At 39.7% G+C, this 19485-nt stretch carries 16 protein-coding genes and 1 other RNA gene; 10 read left to right on the forward strand and 7 right to left on the reverse strand.

All coding sequences use genetic code 11. The features are described 5' to 3' along the window. Positions 1 to 119 precede the first annotated feature (119 nt). The 4 genes from DBX24_RS07380 (at position 120) to DBX24_RS07395 (ending at position 4939) form a co-directional block, all read left to right on the forward strand. Positions 120 to 1433: a UDP-glucose dehydrogenase family protein gene (locus tag DBX24_RS07380; RefSeq protein WP_160224445.1), complete on the forward strand. Its 1314-nt coding sequence runs from the start codon at positions 120 to 122 to the stop codon at positions 1431 to 1433. A gap of 9 nt (positions 1434 to 1442) precedes the next feature. Next, on the forward strand, positions 1443 to 3236 hold the full coding sequence (locus DBX24_RS07385) for an ABC transporter ATP-binding protein (RefSeq protein ID WP_120489280.1): 1794 nt from the start codon (positions 1443 to 1445) through the stop codon (positions 3234 to 3236). Positions 3237 to 3388: 152 nt separating this feature from the next. After that, entirely contained in the window at positions 3389 to 4261 is an 873-nt protein-coding gene (sucD, locus tag DBX24_RS07390) for a succinate--CoA ligase subunit alpha (RefSeq protein WP_120489279.1), read from the forward strand. Between the two features lie 9 nt (positions 4262 to 4270). Further along, entirely contained in the window at positions 4271 to 4939 is a 669-nt protein-coding gene (locus tag DBX24_RS07395; protein ID WP_120489278.1) for a porin family protein, read from the forward strand. Between the two features lie 88 nt (positions 4940 to 5027). On the opposite strand, the gene DBX24_RS07400 is transcribed toward DBX24_RS07395, so the two are convergent. Both DBX24_RS07400 and DBX24_RS07405 read right to left on the reverse strand, forming a co-directional pair. After that, a complete protein-coding gene (locus tag DBX24_RS07400) occupies positions 5028 to 5183 on the reverse strand; it encodes a hypothetical protein (RefSeq protein WP_160224446.1) in 156 nt (51 codons plus the stop codon). Positions 5184 to 5185: 2 nt separating this feature from the next. Then, on the reverse strand, positions 5186 to 6229 hold the full coding sequence (locus DBX24_RS07405) for a DUF3810 domain-containing protein (RefSeq protein ID WP_160224447.1): 1044 nt from the start codon (positions 6227 to 6229) through the stop codon (positions 5186 to 5188). 88 nt (positions 6230 to 6317) lie between these two features. On the opposite strand from DBX24_RS07405, the gene ligA reads away from it, so the two are divergent. Beyond that, the gene (gene ligA / locus DBX24_RS07410) at positions 6318 to 8318 is read left to right on the forward strand and encodes an NAD-dependent DNA ligase LigA (RefSeq protein ID WP_160224448.1); all 2001 of its coding nucleotides are present in this window, start codon (positions 6318 to 6320) and stop codon (positions 8316 to 8318) included. A 39-nt stretch (positions 8319 to 8357) separates the two neighbouring features. Here the strand turns inward: ligA and DBX24_RS07415 are convergent, their stop codons facing one another. After that, positions 8358 to 8672 (reverse strand): DUF4286 family protein, encoded by a 315-nt coding sequence (locus DBX24_RS07415; RefSeq protein ID WP_160224449.1) that lies wholly within the window; start codon positions 8670 to 8672, stop codon positions 8358 to 8360. An 83-nt stretch (positions 8673 to 8755) separates the two neighbouring features. Here DBX24_RS07415 and DBX24_RS07420 point away from each other — a divergent pair, with 83 nt between their 5' ends. From DBX24_RS07420 to DBX24_RS07435, 4 genes are all read left to right on the forward strand, one after another. Beyond that, positions 8756 to 9964: a TCR/Tet family MFS transporter gene (locus DBX24_RS07420; RefSeq protein ID WP_160224450.1), complete on the forward strand. Its 1209-nt coding sequence runs from the start codon at positions 8756 to 8758 to the stop codon at positions 9962 to 9964. Positions 9965 to 11207: 1243 nt separating this feature from the next. Then, positions 11208 to 11532, forward strand: an RNA gene (gene rnpB / locus DBX24_RS07425) — RNase P RNA component class A. A gap of 88 nt (positions 11533 to 11620) precedes the next feature. Beyond that, entirely contained in the window at positions 11621 to 12934 is a 1314-nt protein-coding gene (locus DBX24_RS07430) for a dihydrolipoamide acetyltransferase family protein (protein WP_160224451.1), read from the forward strand. 15 nt (positions 12935 to 12949) lie between these two features. Further along, positions 12950 to 13915 (forward strand): Gfo/Idh/MocA family protein, encoded by a 966-nt coding sequence (locus tag DBX24_RS07435; protein ID WP_160224452.1) that lies wholly within the window; start codon positions 12950 to 12952, stop codon positions 13913 to 13915. 38 nt (positions 13916 to 13953) lie between these two features. On the opposite strand, the gene DBX24_RS07440 is transcribed toward DBX24_RS07435, so the two are convergent. Further along, positions 13954 to 14187, reverse strand: coding sequence for a hypothetical protein (locus DBX24_RS07440; protein WP_120489271.1), 234 nt, complete (start codon positions 14185 to 14187; stop codon positions 13954 to 13956). Between the two features lie 46 nt (positions 14188 to 14233). Between DBX24_RS07440 and dnaG the strand changes: the two genes are divergently transcribed. Then, a complete protein-coding gene (dnaG, locus tag DBX24_RS07445) occupies positions 14234 to 16177 on the forward strand; it encodes a DNA primase (protein ID WP_160224453.1) in 1944 nt (647 codons plus the stop codon). Here the strand turns inward: dnaG and DBX24_RS07450 are convergent. The 3 genes from DBX24_RS07450 to mgtE all read right to left on the reverse strand — a co-directional run bounded on the left by DBX24_RS07450 (position 16158) and on the right by mgtE (position 19474). Then, positions 16158 to 16751, reverse strand: coding sequence for a DUF8439 domain-containing protein (locus DBX24_RS07450; RefSeq protein WP_160224454.1), 594 nt, complete (start codon positions 16749 to 16751; stop codon positions 16158 to 16160). The two genes, dnaG and DBX24_RS07450, sit on opposite strands and share 20 nt — an antisense overlap. An 11-nt stretch (positions 16752 to 16762) precedes the next feature. After that, a complete protein-coding gene (gene dnaX / locus DBX24_RS07455; protein ID WP_160224455.1) occupies positions 16763 to 17851 on the reverse strand; it encodes a DNA polymerase III subunit gamma/tau in 1089 nt (362 codons plus the stop codon). Positions 17852 to 18154: 303 nt separating this feature from the next. Beyond that, positions 18155 to 19474, reverse strand: a complete 1320-nt coding sequence (gene mgtE, locus DBX24_RS07460; protein ID WP_374210801.1) for a magnesium transporter — start codon at positions 19472 to 19474, stop codon at positions 18155 to 18157. Positions 19475 to 19485: the final 11 nt, after the last annotated feature.

Here is a 19485-nt window from a genome sequence, read left to right on the forward strand (position 1 = left end):
AGAGTAAGTGTTTAGCAGTATGTATTTACCATCTACTGCTTGTCTCTAATCGCCCTTATACAATGGGCTTTTATTGGAAAATTGTTATTTTTGCAACTTGATTCTTAAAGTTTATTCAAATGAATATTACAATAGTGGGTACAGGGTATGTAGGTCTGGTAACGGGGACTACACTCGCGGAGCTCGGGAACTCAGTCTATTGCGTGGATATAGATTCAGCGAAAGTGGAGCGAATGAAGCAGGGTATCGTTCCGATTTATGAGCCCAACCTTGAAGAAATGTTCCTAAGAAATATTCAGGCACAGAGGCTGTTTTTCACAACCGATTTAAAAGACGCGGTTGACAAGAGCGAAGTTATCTACCTTGCGCTTCCAACTCCTCCAGGTGAGGATGGTTCTGCCGATCTTTCGTATGTACTCGATGTGGCGGAGCAGATTGGAGAAATTATAACCGATTATAAAGTCATTGTGAACAAATCTACCGTTCCCGTAGGCACTTCCGACAAGGTAAAAGCAGTGATTTCTGCTAAAACGGCGGTGGAGTTTGATGTAGTATCCAACCCTGAGTTTCTGAGAGAGGGTTTTGCTGTAAAAGACTCGATGAACCCCGCCAGAGTAGTGGTGGGATGTAGCTCAGAAAAGGCAAAAATCGTTATGGAGAAGATATATCAGCCCTTTACTAACACAGGAATCCCTATAATCTTTATGGATGAGAAGTCATCCGAGCTCACGAAGTATGCATCTAACTCATTCCTCGCTGTAAAGATCACTTTTATGAACGAAATAGCGAACTTCTGCGAGAAAGTAGGCGCGGATGTAGATAAAGTACGCCTCGGGATGGGGAGTGATGACAGGATTGGTAATAGATTTTTGTTCCCAGGTATTGGCTATGGAGGGAGCTGCTTCCCAAAAGATGTGAAAGCCCTCGTAAAATCAGGTAAGGAAGAGGATTTCTCGTTTCAACTCCTTGAAGCAACCGAAAATGTTAATAAATCACAGAAAACCATCCTTATTTCTGATATTGAAAGCTATTTTAATGGTGATCTAAATGGTAAAAATATCGCACTATGGGGCTTAGCGTTTAAAGCAAACACAGATGACATAAGAGAAGCCTCTTCTCTTGATAATATTAGGATTCTTCTCGGGAAAGGAGCGAAAATAACCGCGTATGACCGAATAGCAGAGGGAAATGTGCGAAAAATACTCGGAGATAGCATCTGCTATGCGGGAGATATGTATTCTGCCCTTGAAAATGCCGACGCATTGCTCATCGCTACTGAATGGTCGGAGTTTAAAAACCCTAATTTCCAGCTGATGGCAGAAAAAATGAAGAACAAAGCGATATTTGATGGAAGGAATGTTTTCTCATTAGAGCAAGTAGAAGGCACAGGGTTCTATTATAAGAGTATTGGTAGGAGAGTGATTAATAAATAAGTGGCGATAATGAGCAAAAACGACGGATTTAAGAGGCATTCAATAGTAGGATATTTCAGGTACTTTAAAAATATCCTTGGTTGGCATATCTATTCCTTTATTATACTGAACGCTTTTGTTGGAATATTAGATGGTATCGGCCTTACGATGTTTATTCCACTACTTTCAGCGGCTACGGACAGCAGTAATGCGAATGAATCCCTCGGTCAGTTGCAATTGGTTATAGACTTTATAAAATCATTGGGAATAAGTTTCACGGTTGTTAATATGCTTCTGCTGATGATTTTCTTGTTTACAGCAAAGGGAGTTATTAATTATTTAAAGACTGCTTATATAGCAAAAGTGAATGTTCTTACCACAAGGAAACTCAGATTTACTCTTGTAGACAGTTTAGAAAAACTCTCTTATGAAGGCTTTACTACAATGAGTGTTGGGAGAATTCAGAATCATATTTTTGGAGAGGCGGGTAGGCTAATCACTGCGATGACTATGTTTCTTAACTCTATCCAGTTTGCCACGATGTTGCTTACTTACTTGGCATTAGCTGCGGTTTCTAATTGGCAATTTGCCATTATGGTTGCTATAGGAGGCTATGTCACTGATTTTATATATAAATATATTAATTCTCTTATTAGGAAATATTCAAGGAAAATAGTTAATCTTGGTAATAATTTTAATGAAATACTGATTCAGGCAATAAATAATTTTAAATATCTGAAAGCAACCAATAGCTCAAAAGAGTATAATCATCGCTTAAGAGATAATATAATAGATAATGATGAATATAATTTAAGAATAGCAAAATTGGAGGCCATTATGGTCAATGCCCGTGAGCCAATGATTATAATGATTATTGCACTTGTTATTATTATTCAGATAAAGATTTTTAATGGGGATTTGGCTTCTATATTGGTTAGCTTATTATTGTTTTATAGGGCTTTAGGCTATCTGGTTAATTTACAGGGAGCTTGGGCAGGTTTTGTTAGAAACTCTACGGCTATTGAATCTATTGATACCATTATAAAAGAGTTTAAGGAGAATGAAGAACCTCAAAATTCTACTCCTATTCATAAGATAGAAGATATACAAGTTAAGGATTTAGAGATTACTTTTGGAAATACTCCAGTATTAAAAGGCTTGAATATGAATATTCCTCCTAAAACATCAATAGCTTTTGTTGGAGAAAGTGGTGCTGGTAAAACTACTTTGGCAAATGTAATCTGCGGACTTCAAATTCCACACAGGGGAGAGGTAATTGTAGAGAATAAATCCCTTTATACATCTAATTTAAACTCATATAGGAGTAAGATAGGCTATATTACCCAAGAGCCTGTAATATTTAATGATACTTTATTTAATAATGTAACTTTTTGGGCAGAAAAAACGCCTCAGACCCTTGAAAAGTTTTATAAAGTAATGGATATGGTATCGATGAAAGACTTTGTGGAGAATTTGGAGTATAAAGAAGATTCTACATTAGGAAATAATGGAGTATTGGTTTCGGGAGGCCAAAAGCAAAGAATATCTATTGCAAGGGAGCTTTATAAAGATGTGGAGCTCCTCATTATGGATGAAGCTACATCTGCCTTAGATTCAGAAACGGAAAAGTATATTAAAGATAATATCGATATGCTCCACGGAAAATTCACTATGATTATTATAGCTCACAGACTTTCCACAATTAAGAATGTAGATACTATTTATTTATTAGATAAAGGAAAAATATTAGCTTCTGGAAGCTATAAAGACCTTATAGATAAGTCAGACAGATTTAAGCGAATGGTAGAACTTCAAGAACTTTAAAGTATATTTTAGAGCCTGTAATCACAGAATTATGGGCTTTAAAAATATTATTTCTCAAGCATAAGACTTATTCAGTAAAAATTCTTACATTTACCAAAATTTTTTAACAGGTAAAAAATCTAAATTTTAATTATAATAAAAGTATAAATAAAATGTCAGTATTAGTAAACAAAGATTCTAGAGTAATCGTACAAGGATTTACAGGAAATGAAGGAACTTTCCACGCAAGCCAGATGATTGAATATGGTACTAATGTAGTAGGAGGTGTAACCCCAGGAAAAGGAGGTACAGAGCATCTTGGTAAGCCTGTATTTAATACCGTAGCAGAAGCAGTAGAAAAGGCTGGAGCTAATGTATCTATTATCTTTGTACCACCAGCATTTGCAGCTGATGCGGTGATGGAAGCAGCAGAAGCGGGAATTAAGGTTATTGTTTGTATTACCGAAGGTATTCCAGTTGCTGATATGGTAAAAGTAAAAGCTTATATTGCAGATAAAGAATGCCGTCTTATCGGTCCTAACTGCCCAGGTATTATTACATCAGAAGAAGCAAAAATTGGTATTATGCCGGGCTTTGTTTTCAAAAAAGGTAAAATAGGTATTGTTTCAAAATCAGGAACTCTTACTTATGAAGCTGCTGACCAGGTAGTAAGAGCTGGCTTTGGTGTGTCTACGGCCATTGGTATTGGAGGCGACCCAATTATTGGCACTACTACAAAAGAGGCTTTGGAATTATTTATTAATGACCCAGAAACCGATGCAGTTGTAATGATTGGAGAGATTGGTGGTTCATTAGAAGCTGAAGCAGCAAGATGGTACAAAGCAAGTGGCTCTACTAAGCCAGTAGTAGGCTTTATCGCAGGGCAAACTGCTCCTAAAGGTAGAACAATGGGGCATGCTGGTGCTATTGTAGGTGGGGCAGAAGATACAGCACAGGCTAAAATGGCAATTATGAGAGAGAATGGTATTCATGTAGTGGATTCTCCTGCCGATATAGGCTCTACTGTAGCTAAAGTATTAGGATAAAATTAAAGAATGAAAAAAGTTTTTTTTAGTTTAGTTCTTGGGATTGCTACATCTTTATCTCTTTCTGCTCAGATAGACTTTAGCAGTACGAGATTTGGTGTTATCGGAGGAATGAATTATTCAAGAGTGAAGAATGCTCATAATCCTTCTGGGCCAAGATATACTTTCCAAGCAGGAGCTTTGGCCTTAATTCCTATTGATAAAAATGACCAGTTTTACTTTCAGCCAGAAATAGTCTATTATGGTGCTGGGGAAACGGGTAAAGATAAGGCAGCAAAAGGAAAACATGGCTATAATGCTCTTTATGCTAATAACTATATTAGTATTCCAATTTATTTTAAGGCTTTCTTTTCAGAGGCAGAATCTGAGTTTTTTGGATTGATAGGTCCAAGATTCAACTTTTTAATTGATCAAAAAGTTACAGATGCAGCGAAGGATATTTATGACCCTAATCATACTTCCTCTGATACGAATGGGAAGGCTAATGGGTTTAACTTTGCTATTGGAGCAGGTGTAGGCTTTAGCTATAAAAGGAAGTTAGAACTGAGTATACGATATGATTTGGGACTTTCTAACACTTATAAAGGCTTGATGACAGAATATGGGGGAGACCCTAATATCCAAAAAAAGAAATCCGAACAGGTTTTAAGTGTTGGTCTAAATTATATTTTCGACTAAGAAAAATAAGGCTATATAATAAACTCCTTAACTTTTAATAGGTTAAGGAGTTTATTTTTTTTATATCTTTAAAATTATTTAAATTCTGTTAAAATTCTATAGGGGTGGGTATTTTTCTAATAAACATTTGCTTCATTAGTTTTTTTTTGTAATTTTGCTCCGCTTGAAAGAGTAATTCTTGAGGAGCAATAATTTTTTTTTCATCATTTGTGTTTTTGGGCTCATATTGTAAAATATGAGCCATTTTTATTGTTCAGACTCGTATCTAATAAAGAGCTCGAGGAAGTAAGAATAGGTGATGACACCTTCCTGCTGGTTGGTTTTTAGGAATATATCATTGGCTTTTCGAAAAAAGTTCTCAGCTTTTCCCTCATATTTAGCATTAAATTCAAGTTCATATGCCCGATCTCTTTTCATTGCAGGAGAATAGCTTTCCAATACACTTTCTACAAAATCAGTATGTTTATCATACAGTGTTTTCAGAAGGCTTTTCAGTATAAAATAATAAGTGCTGTAACGAAGACTGGCTGATTTTGCCTCTTTTCCTGTAAGAAATGCGATAAAGTGTGCTTCCTGTTCCCTTGCATAGCCTCTTTGGTGAGCCATTTCGTGCGCAATGGTAAAGGGGATATAGGTATCGGGTTGGGTAGAGCAGATTTGTGCCTCTCCACTAAAAGGATTATAATACCCGAGAATACCCGCATAGTTCATTATGGGAGAGTACAGGCTGTTTTTAATACTCTGTGATTGAATCGCTTTCTTATCTATGAGATTCTTGGGGAGACTCTTTTGTAGCTCTATTATTTCTAATTTTAATGCATTTATATCTTCTATAATGAAGACACCTTGTGTATTCTCTTTTGTCCTCTCCCTTTCTTTTTTGCAGAGTTCGAGATATTTTAAGCTAAGTTGTTTCAGCTCTTCGGTTGTGATTTGTTTTTCTGGGAGTTTATTGATTATCGGTTCTTGAAAGTAAAGCATACCCCAGAATATTTGGTAGATAAAGTAGAAAATATTTAAGGTAATGAGAAGTTTTAATAATGATTTCTTCCTCTTCTTAGGCTTTGATAAACCGCTCATCAGTATTAAAATATAAATTCCTAATAAGATGTAGGCTGTATCTCCAAATGAGAAAGGGAATAATGAAAATATTTTGGTGTGTATTTCTTTCTGAACTTCAAAAAGGAGTTCAAAAAAGTATATAGCAGAACCGATTTTAGACAATGTGTAAAACAATGCAATCTGCACTAATAGAGCTATGCTCCAAACCCTTTTTTTATGTATTGGCATCTCTTTACTTTTGCGCAAATATAGGGTTCTTCATCTTTGTTTTCTCCTTGTTTTTGTACATTTGCTTGCAAAATTATAGTGGAATTTTATGGATATTAAGCAACGAATAGAGCAGCTAGCCGAGGAACTTCATCAGCATAATTACAACTATTATATTTTGGATGAGCCTACGATTTCCGACTTTGAATTTGATTCCAAGTTGAAGGAATTACAAGAGCTTGAGCAGCAATATCCTGAATTTTCAACACCCAATTCGCCCACACAGAGGGTAGGAGGGGGCATTACTCGCAATTTTCCTACAGTCCAGCACCAGTATAGGATGTATTCTCTGGATAATTCATACGATTTTGATGACCTTAAAAACTGGAAGAATCGCCTTGAAAAAGCGATAGATGAGCCCATTACATTTGTAGCAGAGCTGAAATACGATGGTGCCTCTATCTCCATTACCTATGAAAATGGAAAACTCACCCAAGCCGTTACCAGAGGAGATGGTATTCAGGGAGATGAGATTACAGCAAATGTTCGTACTATATCTGATATTCCTCTTGTATTAAGGGGTGATTTCCCTCAAAAATTCCATATTCGTGGAGAGATTTATCTTACAAAAAAGAACTTTGAAAAGCTCAATGAAAGCCGGCGAGAAGAAGGTTTGGACTTGTTTATGAACCCGAGAAATACTGCCAGTGGAAGTCTTAAAATACAAGATTCTGCAGAGGTTCGCAGGCGCAATCTCTCAGCTGTACTCTATCAGTATATCGCGGAAGAATTTCCTGCAAAGACTCACTGGGAGCTTCTGGCAAAGGCTAAGGAATGGGGCTTTAAAGTTTCAGAAGATCAGGCAAAGCTCTGTAGAAATTTAGATGAAATAAAGGAGTTTATCAATTATTGGGATAAAGAAAGGCATCATCTCCCTTTTGAAATAGATGGTATTGTCATTAAGGTTAATTCTCTTAAACATCAGCAGCTACTCGGCTATACAGCAAAGTCTCCTCGCTGGGCTATGGCGTATAAATTCAAAGCCGAAAAGGTAGAAACCGAGCTCCTTAGTGTAGATTACCAAGTGGGGCGTACGGGTGCCATAACCCCTGTGGCAAATCTAAAACCCGTTCTACTGGCGGGGACTATCGTGAAACGAGCCTCTTTGCACAATGAGGATATTATCAAGAAACTGGATTTGCATAATGATGACTTTGTCTATGTAGAGAAAGGTGGGGAGATTATCCCCAAAATAGTGGGGGTAAATACAGAAAAGCGAAGCCTCCTCCAGCAGCCATTGAGCTATATAAAAAACTGTCCAGAGTGCGGTACACCTCTTATTAAGATACCTACCCAAGCAGTACACTTCTGCCCAAACGAAATGCACTGCCCACCGCAGGTCATCGGAAAAATGATACATTTCGTCTCTCGAAAAGCACTCAATATTGAGAATCTCGGTGAAGAAACCATAGAGCTCCTCTACCGTCATCAGCTGGTAGAGAACCCTGCCGATTTCTACACCCTTACCAAAGAGCAACTGCTCCCACTCGAGAGAATGGCAGAGAAATCCGCACAAAACATCATAGATGCAATACAAAAATCTAAGGAAGTTCCCTTCGAGAAAGTTCTCTTTGGGCTTGGTATAAAGCATATCGGGGAGACCGTAGCCAAAAAACTCGTAAAAACTTTCCCCAATATAGATGCACTGAGAACCGCTTCTTTTGATGAACTCATACAGGTAGAAGATGTAGGCGATAAAATTGCCGAAAGTCTGATACGCTTCTTTAAAAACGCTGAAAATCTCCTACTCGTAGAGCGACTAAAGTCCTATGGCGTGCAGATGGAGAAGCAAGAGAGCACCACTGAAACTCTTAGCAATGTCCTCAAGGGTAAAACTTTTCTTTTTACGGGAAAGCTCAGTCTATTTACCCGCGAGCAAGCCGAAGATATGGTAGAAAAGCACGGCGGAAAGAATATCTCTGCAGTGTCTAAAAATCTCAACTATCTCGTAGTAGGAGAGAAGGCTGGTAGCAAACTCAAAAAAGCCCAAGCTATAGGGACTATTAGGATTTTAGATGAGCAGGAATTCCTCAATTTAATTTCCCAATAGCGTAGGGAGTATTTACTTACAACCTAATTACCTTACTGCTTAAAGACTGCTACTTATTGCATTTAGCAGGGTAGCGAAAGTCATTACTTCTCCTGAGAATATAGTCTCTATTGTATCTTTTAGGTGCAAGAGCTCAGAGTTTAGGAAATCATCCCTGTCGGAAGAGGTACTGAAGAATAAGAGGAGGTTATAGTTTTTGCCTTCGTTTATCATTTCAGAATATATTTCGGAGAAGATATGTTGATGAACGCTTTTAAACCCTTGAATAGACTGGAGAAGTTGCTGATTAAAGTATTTTTCCCAGTTTTTAATTACAGCTTCTGGGCAGTGGAAGGTAAGGCTAAGTATGCTCATAAATTCGTATTTGTTCTCGTGCAAAAATAGAGCTTTCAGTAAAAATTGATAAGAGGAAAACGATTATCTTTGCCCCAATTTTTATGAAAAACACACAGAAAAATGCAGCGATGGGCTTTATCTTCATCACGCTGCTAATTGATATTACAGGCTGGGGCATCATCATCCCCGTAGTACCAAAATTAATAGAAGAACTCATCAATGGCGATATAAGCCAAGCCGCTAAATATGGCGGATGGCTTAGTTTTGCTTATGCTTTTGTACAGTTTGTTTTCTCGCCTATTGTGGGGAATCTCAGTGACAAATATGGTAGGCGACCGATTATCTTGCTTTCGCTTTTTGGCTTTGCGGTAGATTATATCTTCCTTGCCCTCTCGCTCAATATCTGGTGGCTCTTCATTGGGCGGATTATCGCAGGGGTTACGGGGGCGAGTATTACTACTGCCAGCGCTTATATCGCTGATATTTCTAATGATGAAAATAGGCCGAAGAATTTTGGGATGATAGGTGCGGCATTTGGTTTGGGCTTTATCATTGGTCCCGTGCTCGGAGGTTTGCTCGGGGCGTATGGCTCGCGGGTGCCGTTCTATGCTGCTGCGGTTTTGTGCTTTTTAAACTTCCTTTATGGGTATTTCGTGCTCCCTGAAAGTCTTCCGAAAGAAAAACGCCGCCCATTCGAGTGGAAGAGAGCTAATCCTGTCGGTTCGTTGCATTTTCTCACCAAATATCCTACGCTTTCTCGGCTTGTTGTTGCTCTAATCCTTATACAAATCGCCCTCCACGCTGTGCAGAGCAATTGGAGCTATTTCGTGATGTATCAATTCGGATGGACGGAGAAAATGGTCGGGCTTTCGCTCGGTTTCATCGGGCTGCTGGTTGGTTTGGTGCAGGGGGTACTTATCAGATGGAGTACAAGGCGGATTGGTGAGCGAAACAATATTCTCTACGGATTAATGATGTATACCATAGGTATGCTCCTCTTCTCTTTTGCCTCTCAGGGATGGATGATGTTTGCCTTCCTCATTCCTTACTGCTTGGGTGGGGTTAGCGGGCCGTCATTGCAGTCCCGAATTACGAAAAATGTACCTTCCGATGAGCAGGGTGCACTCCAAGGAGCCCTCACATCGCTGATGAGCGCCACCTCTATCATTGGTCCACCCTTAATGACCAACCTCTTCTATTATTTCACCCACGAAAATGCACCATTTGTTTTCCCAGGAGCACCATTTTTCCTTGCTTTTCTCCTTTTTATCATCGGTATCCTTCTCGTAAGGCATAGTTTCAAGCGATAGCCCACCTTGCAGGTGATGCACAGCTTCCAGCTGAGGGACTTATCCTTTTAGCGTGGAGAAGGAGTTTTTTCTAATCTTTTCCTCTTTTATTTTATGAGTTCATTATGGGGAGCACTTAGAAATAATTGCCCCACCGGCTACGGTGTGGAGGAAAATTCGCGTGAATCTTGTCAATATTTTTCTCATCGGAGGAAAATTCGCGTGAATCTTGTCAATATTTTTCTCATCGGAGGAAAATTCGCGTGAATCTTGTCAATATTTTTCTCATCGGAGGAAAATTCGCGTGAATCTTGTCAATATTTTTCTCATCGGAGGAAAATTCGCGTGAATCTTGTCAATATTTTTCTCATCGGAGGAAAATTCGCGTGAATCTTGTCAATATTTTTCTCATCGGAGGAAAATTCGCGTGAATCTTGTCAATATTTTTCTCATCGGAGGAAAATTCGCGTGAATCTTGTCAATATTTTTCTCATCGGAGGAAAATTCGCGTGAATCTTGTCAATATTTTTCTCATCGGAGGAAAATTCGCGTGAATCTTGTCAATATTTTTCTCATCGGAGGAAAATTCGCGTGAATCTTGTCAATATTTTTCTCATCGGAGGAAAATTCGCGTGAATCTTGTCAATATTTTTCTCATCGGAGGAAAATTCGCGTGAATCTTGTCAATATTTTTCTCATCGGAGGAAAATTCGCGTGAATCTTGTCAATATTTTTCTCATCGGAGGAAAATTCGCGTGAATCTTGTCAATATTTTTCTCATCGGAGGAAAATTCGCGTGAATCTTGTCAATATTTTTCTCATCGGAGGAAAATTCGCGTGAATCTTGCCAATATTTTTCTCATTGGAGGAAAATTCGCGTGAATCTTGCCAATATTTTTCTCATCGGAGGAAAATTCGCGTGAATCTTGTCAATATTTTTCTCATCGGAGGAAAATTCGCGTGAATCTTGTTAATATTTTTCTCATCGGAGGAAAATTCGCGTGAATCTTGTCAATATTTTTCTCATTGGAGGAAAATTCGAGCGTTTCTAGTTTCATCCAAGCCCACTGCGTGGGGAGCACTTAGAAATAATTGCCTGCTATGCTGTGGCTAATCGTCTGCCACGCGAGTGGTTGCCTCCCCTGCTAGGAGGGTGCTCTTCACGCGAGTGGTTGCTTCGCTAGCTAGGTGGGGGGAGGGGGGATGTTGAGGTTATTTTATTGGCTAGGGTATGCTATGGTGCAAAATAGTATATTTGCGGTCGCGAGAAAGTTGGCCTGTTGATTCTCCACTTTGGAGGGTAGGAAAGTCCGGACTCCACAGGGAAGCATAGCGGATAACATCCGTCCGCCGCGAGGCGAGGACAAGTGCAACAGAAAGAATGTACAGTACGGCTGTAGTGAAATCAGGTAAACTCTATGCGGAGCAATGATAAGTATATCGGTTCTTTTGGCTTAGCCAGAATAGGAGTGCCCGCTCCGAATGCCGAGGGGTAATCAGCTCAAGCTATGCAGCAATGTATGGCGTAGATAAATAACAGGCATCTCGGTTTCGAGGTACAGAATCCGGCTTATAGACTTTCTCGCGTTTTTATTTTCAATTTTTCTCAAAAAATCAGCTTAATATTATACATTCCGCAAATTTGTTTATATTTGTGCATCATCAAAAATTAAGAAAATGGCAGAATATAAATTATTACTCCCCTCTATGGGCGAGGGCGTTATGGAAGCAACAGTAATTACTTGGCTCGTGAATGAGGGCGATACGGTAAATGAAGATGATAGCGTAGTAGAAATCGCAACAGATAAGGTAGATTCTGATGTGCCCACTCCCGTGTCTGGGAAATTGGTAAAAATTCTAAAAAATAAAGACGAAATAGCAAAAGTAGGAGAGCCTATTGCCATTTTAGAAATTGAAGGAGAGGGTACAGCGGATGCAGAAGCCGTAGAAGCACCTCAGAAAGAAGAATCAGTGCCTGCTGTAGAGGTAGTTGCTGCATTGGAAGAGCCACTCAAAGCAGTTGCGAGTGGGGAATCAGGGCAGTTTTTATCGCCATTGGTGAAGTCCATCATCCAGCAGGAAAAAATTACAGAAGCAGAGCTTGCCAGCGTAAGAGGTACAGGTCTGGAAGGTAGAATTACCAAAGATGACATCCTCTCCTTTGTGAAAAATAGAGGCTCCCAGCCTGCCAAAGCAGAGGTAGCTCGTACGGAAACGAAAGAAACGCCTAAGGAGGAGGCTAAACCTCAAACTCAGACTGTACAAACACTTTCTGCAAGTGCTGGAGATGAAATTATCCCAATGGACAGGATGAGGAAAATCATCGCTGAGAATATGGTGAAGTCTAAACAGATTTCTCCGCATGTAACTTCATTTATTGAAACCGATGTAACCAATGTCGTAAAATGGAGGAACAAGAATAAATCGCTGTTTGAAAAGCGTGAGGGCGAGAAACTCACCTTTATGCCGATATTCGTGAGAGCAGTGGTGAGGGCTATCCAAGATTATCCGATGATTAATATCTCTGTAAATGGAGACCAGATTATTAAAAAGAAAAATATCAATATAGGTATGGCTACGGCGCTGCCAGACGGTAACCTCATCGTGCCTGTAATTAAAAATGCAGACCAGCTCTCGCTCTCTGGGCTTGCAAAAGCGATTAACGACCTTGCACATAGAGCAAGAAATAAGAAATTAAAACCAGAGGATACGCAAGGCGCTACTTATACCATCTCCAATGTGGGGAGTTTCGGAAATCTGATGGGGACGCCTATCATTCCTCAGCCACAGGTTGCTATCTTGGCAGTAGGGGCTATTGTGAAGAAGCCCGCAGTCCTTGAAACCAAAGATGGAGATGTAATTGCCATTAGAAACTTGATGTTTATGTCTCATTCCTATGACCACCGAGTGGTAGATGGCTCTTTGGGCGGATTATTCCTAAAAAGAGTGAATGATTACTTGGAAAGCTGGGATTTAGATACAGAGGTTTAATTAACTCCACCGATAATGTTAAGAGTAGGATTAGTAGGAGCAGGACATTTAGGGAAAATTCACCTGAAATTACTCCATCAATCGGAAAAATATGAACTTGTAGGCTTTCACGATAAAGATGTGGAGACTGGTAAGCGCCTTGAAGCCGAGTTTGGCTATAAATTCTTTGAAGATTTTGATGAATTGCTCTCTCAGGTGGAGGTAATAGACATCGTTACCCCAACTATTTATCATTATGATTATGCCCAAAAAGCGATAGACAGAGGTATTCATTTCTTTATAGAAAAGCCCGTTACCCAGACCTTAGAGCAGGCAGAGAGCATAATGAAATCCAGCTCCGAGAAAGGAATTAAGGCGCAAGTAGGTCATGTGGAGCGGTACAATCCTGCATTTATTGCGACTAAGGGCTATATCCACCATCCGATGTTTATAGAAATCCACCGTTTGGCGGAGTTTAACCCTCGTGGAACCGATGTTTCGGTGGTATTAGACCTGATGATTCATGATTTGGATATTCTCCTTAGCATTGTAAAATCTGAGATAAAGGAAATACACGCCAGCGGAGTATGTGTGGTGAGCAAAACGCCGGATATTGCCAATGCACGGATAGAATTTAAAAACGGCTGTGTAGCGAATCTTACGACTTCCAGAATATCGATGAAAGCAATGCGCAAATGTAGATTCTTCCAGCAAGATGCTTATATCTCGGTTGATTTCTTTGAGAAAAAGGCAGAAGTTATCCGAATGAAAGAAGCACCGAAAGAACCTTCCGAATTTGATATGATTATAGAAAATGCCGAAGGAGAAAAAAATCAGATTCTCTTTGAGTATCCCAAGATAGAGCCTAATAATGCGATACTCGATGAGCTTAATGCCTTTGCAGACTCAATAGAAAAGAATACACCGATACAAGTCCCCTTAAAAGACGGTACAGAAGCGCTGAAAGTAGCCCTGAAAATAGCAGAACTTATTAATAAATAGAGAGGAGAGAAAAATTCTCTCTTTTTTATGTTTTCTTATTAGTTCTGCTGAATCTTTTTTTGAAATTCTGCTGAGAAAACTTCTCGGTCTTTGCGGAGTTTTTCCAAAGTTTTGGGAAGGGTATAGCTGAAAATTGGGGTGTTTTCGGAGTTGAGGAAGATGATATGCTTTTCCTCACCGTCAATCATTTGAGAGAAAATATCCCACATAGAAGTTTCTTTTAGTTTTAGGAGTTCGAAAAAGTCAGGTGCTTTTATTTGTATTGTTTTCATTGCGTAAAAGTAAGAATTTAGAAGAATAAACCGTTACATTTGTGGTATGATTTCACAGGCTACGATAGATAAGATTTTCTCTGCAATGCGGATAGAGGAGATTATTGGCGAGTATGTTCAGCTCAAAAGGGCAGGCACTACATTGAAGGGGCTTAGCCCTTTTCAGGATGAGAAGTCGCCAAGTTTTGTAGTCTCCCCGAGCAAGCAAATCTGGAAAGATTTCTCCTCTGGAAAGGGGGGGACAGCACTTTCTTTCCTTATGGAAATAGAGGGCTTTAGCTATCCCGAAGCACTGAGATTTGTTGCTAAAAAATATGGAATCGAGGTAGAGGAAGACCGAAAGGAACTCAGCGAAGAGGAGAAACATCAGCGCTCCGAGAGAGATTTGCTCTATAAAATAAATGAAGTTGCCAATGCCTACTACCAAGAGCAACTTTGGGAAACGGAAGAAGGAAAAGCTATCGGGCTCTCATACTTTAAGGAAAGGGAACTGAAAACCGAGATTATACAGAAGTTTCAGCTGGGCTATTCTCCAGAGAAAAAAGATGCATTTACCGAATATGCGCTCTCCAAAGGCTATTCAAAAGAGATACTTGAAAAGTCTGGGATTTCTATTTTTAGGGAGAATAGTGGGATTGATAGATTCCGCGAGCGGGTAATCTTCCCTATTCATAGCTTTTCGGGGAGGGTTTTAGGTTTTGGTGCGAGGATATTAAAGTCCAATGCAAAAGCTGCGAAATACCTTAACTCGCCAGAGACGGAAATTTACCATAAATCCAATGTGCTCTATGGCTTGAACCAAAGCAAGCAAGCGATTTCTAAATATGACAAATGCCTTTTGGTTGAGGGGTATATGGATGTGATTTCCCTACACCAGGCGGGGATAGAAAATGTGGTCGCGAGCTCGGGAACCGCCCTTACCATAGAGCAGATAAAACTCATTAAAAGGCTTACTGAGAATGTAACCATTCTCTTTGATGGAGATAAAGCAGGGATAAAAGCCAGCTTCAGAAGTATAGATTTACTCCTTACACAGGGGATGAATATTAGAGTTTTGCTATTCCCAGACGGTGATGACCCCGACAGTTTTGCGAGGAAACATCCAAGGGATTATGTAGAGGCGTTTATCGATAAGCATTCGCAGGATTTTATCGATTTTAAAGCAGAAATTCTCTTCAAAGAAGCCGATAATGACCCGATAAAAAAAGCAGAAGCAATTCGGGATATCGTAAAATCTATAGCCCATATAGAAAATATCCTGAAACAGGAAGTCTATATAAAGGAGGTTTCTACAAAGTTTCAGATTAGTGAGCCATCGCTCTTCAATGAATTGAGCGTACAGCAACAGATACTCAGAGGGAATTCTTCTGCCGAGAGGCAGAGGCAGCCCACTATAAAACTTGAGGTTATAAAATCCAAAAGTTCGGAGCTGGGGGTAAATCCGCTTCTCGTCCTTGAAGAAAAATTGGTAGAGCTGATGCTCAAATACGGCAATTATGTACTGCAAAGAAAAGATGAGGAGGGAAATGACTACAAAATAACCGCAGTAGAGGAGATTATTAACTATTTTGATGAAGATGATTATTCGGTAATCTCACCCGTAAATCAGATGATTATTAATGAAATTAAGGCGGGTTTAGCAGAAGGAGAGCTCCGTACCGATAGCTTTTTTCTCACCCTGATGGATGAAGATATTACCAAGAAAATCGCCGATATATCGGTAGAGAGATACCATACCAGCAATTGGGAAAAGTACAATATCTATTTCAGCCGAGAAGAAGAGGTGGTTCCTAAAATAATAAGCGACAGTATTTACAGACACAAACGAGAATATGTAGTAAGCCTCATACACGAGATAAAGAAGAAGTTAGAAGATTCGGAAAATAAAGAGGAGGATTACTTAAAAATCGTGAAGCTCACTCAGCTTAAAAACGAAATTGATAAAGTTTTCGGAAGTGTGAAGATCGACCTTATGAGAAATCAAATTTAACCAAATCATCCAGGTTTTTGAGTAGAGGATTAATCTCTAAAAACTTCTCAAAAGTACTTTTTTCACTTACAATTTCTCTTTTAGTACTCACATCAAGCGTATATTCTACAGAGATATTGAAATGCTTGGTCTTGTGCTTAAAAGCATTAAAGAACTCAAGCTGTATCGCTTCAAATTTATCTTTTGCCGTCTCTGATGGATACTTTATTTCAATTGTATTTTCGCCAGTTTTGGTGAGGACAAAGCCATTAATAGCCGCATAGACTACTATATTTTTCACTTTCAGAAGTTCTAAGAATTTATTCCATTCCGTCTCTAAATCGGTTTGGGAAAAGTGTTGATTGGGTAGGGGAGTGTTGCTTACCGCTGTTTCTGTAGTCTCTGTTTTCTCCTCGCTGTTGAGCTTGTTGTGTATATTAAACTTGGAAGCAACGGATTTGCTCCCCGCCAACGGCTTTGATGCCTTAGGAATTGAGATTTCTTTTCTAAGCTCTGAGAGGTCGGCTGCTGGTTTTGGGGCACTTTCTGTTTTAGTGGGCTTGGTTTTCTCTTGATGAGGTTCCGCTTGGTCCAAGAAAGGAGCGATTATTCTAAACTTTTTTTTTTAAGCCCTTCTGTTTCTGCCATCAGGCTTGAGAGCTGCATTAATGCAATTTCTACCGTCAGCCTTGGGTTTTTGGAGGTTTTGTAATTAATATCGGCAGCGTTGCATATTTCTATGGCATCAATCAACAGTTGAGGTTTCCATTTCTTGCTTTGCTCGGCAAATTTAGCTTTTGTTACTTCGCCAACTTCTATTAAGTTCAGCGTATTGGGGTTCTGAGCCATCATTAAATCTCGGAAATGGCTTCCAAGCCCTGCAATGAAGATATGCGGGTCAAATCCCTTTTTTACGATTTCATTAAAGGCGGTGAGAACCTCTGGTATTTTGGTTTCAAAGGCTAAATCAGCGATTTTCAAATACTGGTCATAGTCCAGCACATTTAATACTTCTGCAGCTTGTTGTAATGTGATATTCTTTTGGGTAAAGGTAGAGAGCCTGTCAAATATAGAGAGTGCATCTCTTAGAGCGCCATCGGCTTTTTGTGCAATGAGGTAGAGGGCATCATCTTCGTATTGAATATTCTCTTCCTGTGCGATTTTTTTAAGGTGATTCTGAATATCCTCAATGCCTATTCTTTTGAAATCATAGATTTGGCAGCGGGAAAGAATGGTCGGGATAATCTTATGCTTTTCCGTAGTTGCTAAAATGAAAATAGCGTGTGCAGGAGGCTCTTCCAATGTCTTTAAAAAAGCATTAAATGCTGCCTGAGAAAGCATATGAACCTCATCTATAATATAGACTTTGTATTTGCCTACTTGTGGAGCAAAACGAACCTGGTCTATAAGATTTCTAATATCATCTACCGAGTTATTAGAAGCCGCATCGAGCTCATAGATATTATAAGCGAAGCCATCCTCTGATGTAGAACCATCTTTTTCATTGATTTTTCTTGCGAGAATCCTTGCACAAGTAGTTTTACCCACCCCACGAGGACCACAAAATAAAAGAGCCTGAGCAATCTGCCCATTCTCTATTGCGTGTTCCAAAGTATCAGTGATGTGTGCCTGCCCAACAACGGTTTCAAACTCTTGAGGGCGGTATTTTCGGGCCGAAACAATGAAATTTTCCATACGCCAAAAATAGGTATTTTTATTTTAATACTGTTGTTTTAGGGAGTAATTATTTTTTACAGGAATTTTCTATTCGATACATTAGAGAAATTTCTTTTTAATTCTGCCTCTCCACAGCCTATCAATACAAAAAAGAGTGTGTGCATAATGAGAAAAATAGGAAAAATGCCCTCTGAGGGAGCTCTATGTAGGGTAATGACAAAAAAAATGCTCCAAAAATTTTTTGCGAAATCAAAATCGTGAAGATTTAAAGGGTTTTTGCTTGTTTTGTTATTAAATCAATAAAAAAACGCTGTTTTAGTTTTAAAGGAGCTTGCCAGAGAGTAGTAGCCCTGCTACGGAGAAGTAAATAATCAGCCCTGTAACATCTACAAGAGTGGCAACGAAAGGTGCAGATGAGGTAGCGGGGTCAAGTTTCAGTTTTTTCAGGATAAAAGGCACCATAGAGCCAGAAACCGCTCCCCATAGTACGATAGCCACCAGAGAAATCCCTACGCTGAAGCCTATGGAAACCCAGAACTGACCATAATCTATAAGCCCCGCTTCTTGCCAGAGGGCAATTCGTAAGAAACCGATAGCGCCTAATATGCTTCCGAGGAGTGTGCCTGTTATAATCTCTTTGCGCATTACATACCACCAGTCTTTTAATGAAATTTCTTGCAGAGCCATTGCCCTGATGATAAGTGTTGCTGCCTGCGAACCAGAATTCCCCCCACTGGAAATGATGAGAGGGACGAAGAGTGCGAGTACCACTGCTTTTTCAATCTCGTTTTCAAAGTAGCCCATAGCCGTTGCTGTGAGCATCTCGGAGAGGAAGAGGATAACGAGCCAAAAGCCCCTTTTTTTTACCATTTCCCAGATAGACGTATCGGTATAGGGCAGGTCGAGAGCTTCCAAACCCCCGAATTTCTGGATGTCTTCGGTGTTTTGCTGTTCTATCTGGTCGAGGATGTCGTCTATGGTTACAATCCCTACCAGCACCCCTGCTTCGGTGATGATGGGCAGTGCAGAGCGGTCGTATTTCTCAAAGTAGGAAACGGCGTCTTCCTTCGTTGTAGTGGTAGTGATTGCCACGAAGTGGTTATCGGTAATATCAGAGACCAAAGCGTCTTCCTCAGCGAGGAGGAGATTACCTATGGTAAGGTCATCAATCAGTCTATTTTTTTCATCAACCACATAGAGGTGGTTCATTGTTTCCACTTTTTTTCCCACCTTTTTAATTTGTTCAAGGCACCTTTTTACTGTCCATTCCTTTCGGATTTGGATGTAGTAGGGCGTCATCAGTCGGGCAATGGAATTGGCATCATAGCCTAAGAGTTTGAGGGCAACCCGCCTTTCCTGAGGATTAAGGTGGTTGATGGAGTATTTTATCAACTCATCGGGAAAGTCTTCAAAGAGTGCCGTACGGTCGTCTGGCGTCATCGCATTAAGGATTTCCGAAACCTCTTCACTTCCGATTCTCCTAATGGTTTCCTCTTGAAAATCTGGTGCAAGATGAGAAAAAACCTCTGCTTTATATTCTTTGGGTACTTTTAAAAAGGCAAGTACGCGCTCATCTGCGTGAAGCTCGCTCAGAGTTTCAGCAATATCGGCAGGGTTGAATATAAGTTCGGTTTGATTCACGATTTCTCCTC

The organism is Bergeyella cardium, from assembly GCF_009914665.1.
GTDB classification, from domain to species: Bacteria; Bacteroidota; Bacteroidia; order Flavobacteriales; family Weeksellaceae; genus Bergeyella_A; species Bergeyella_A cardium.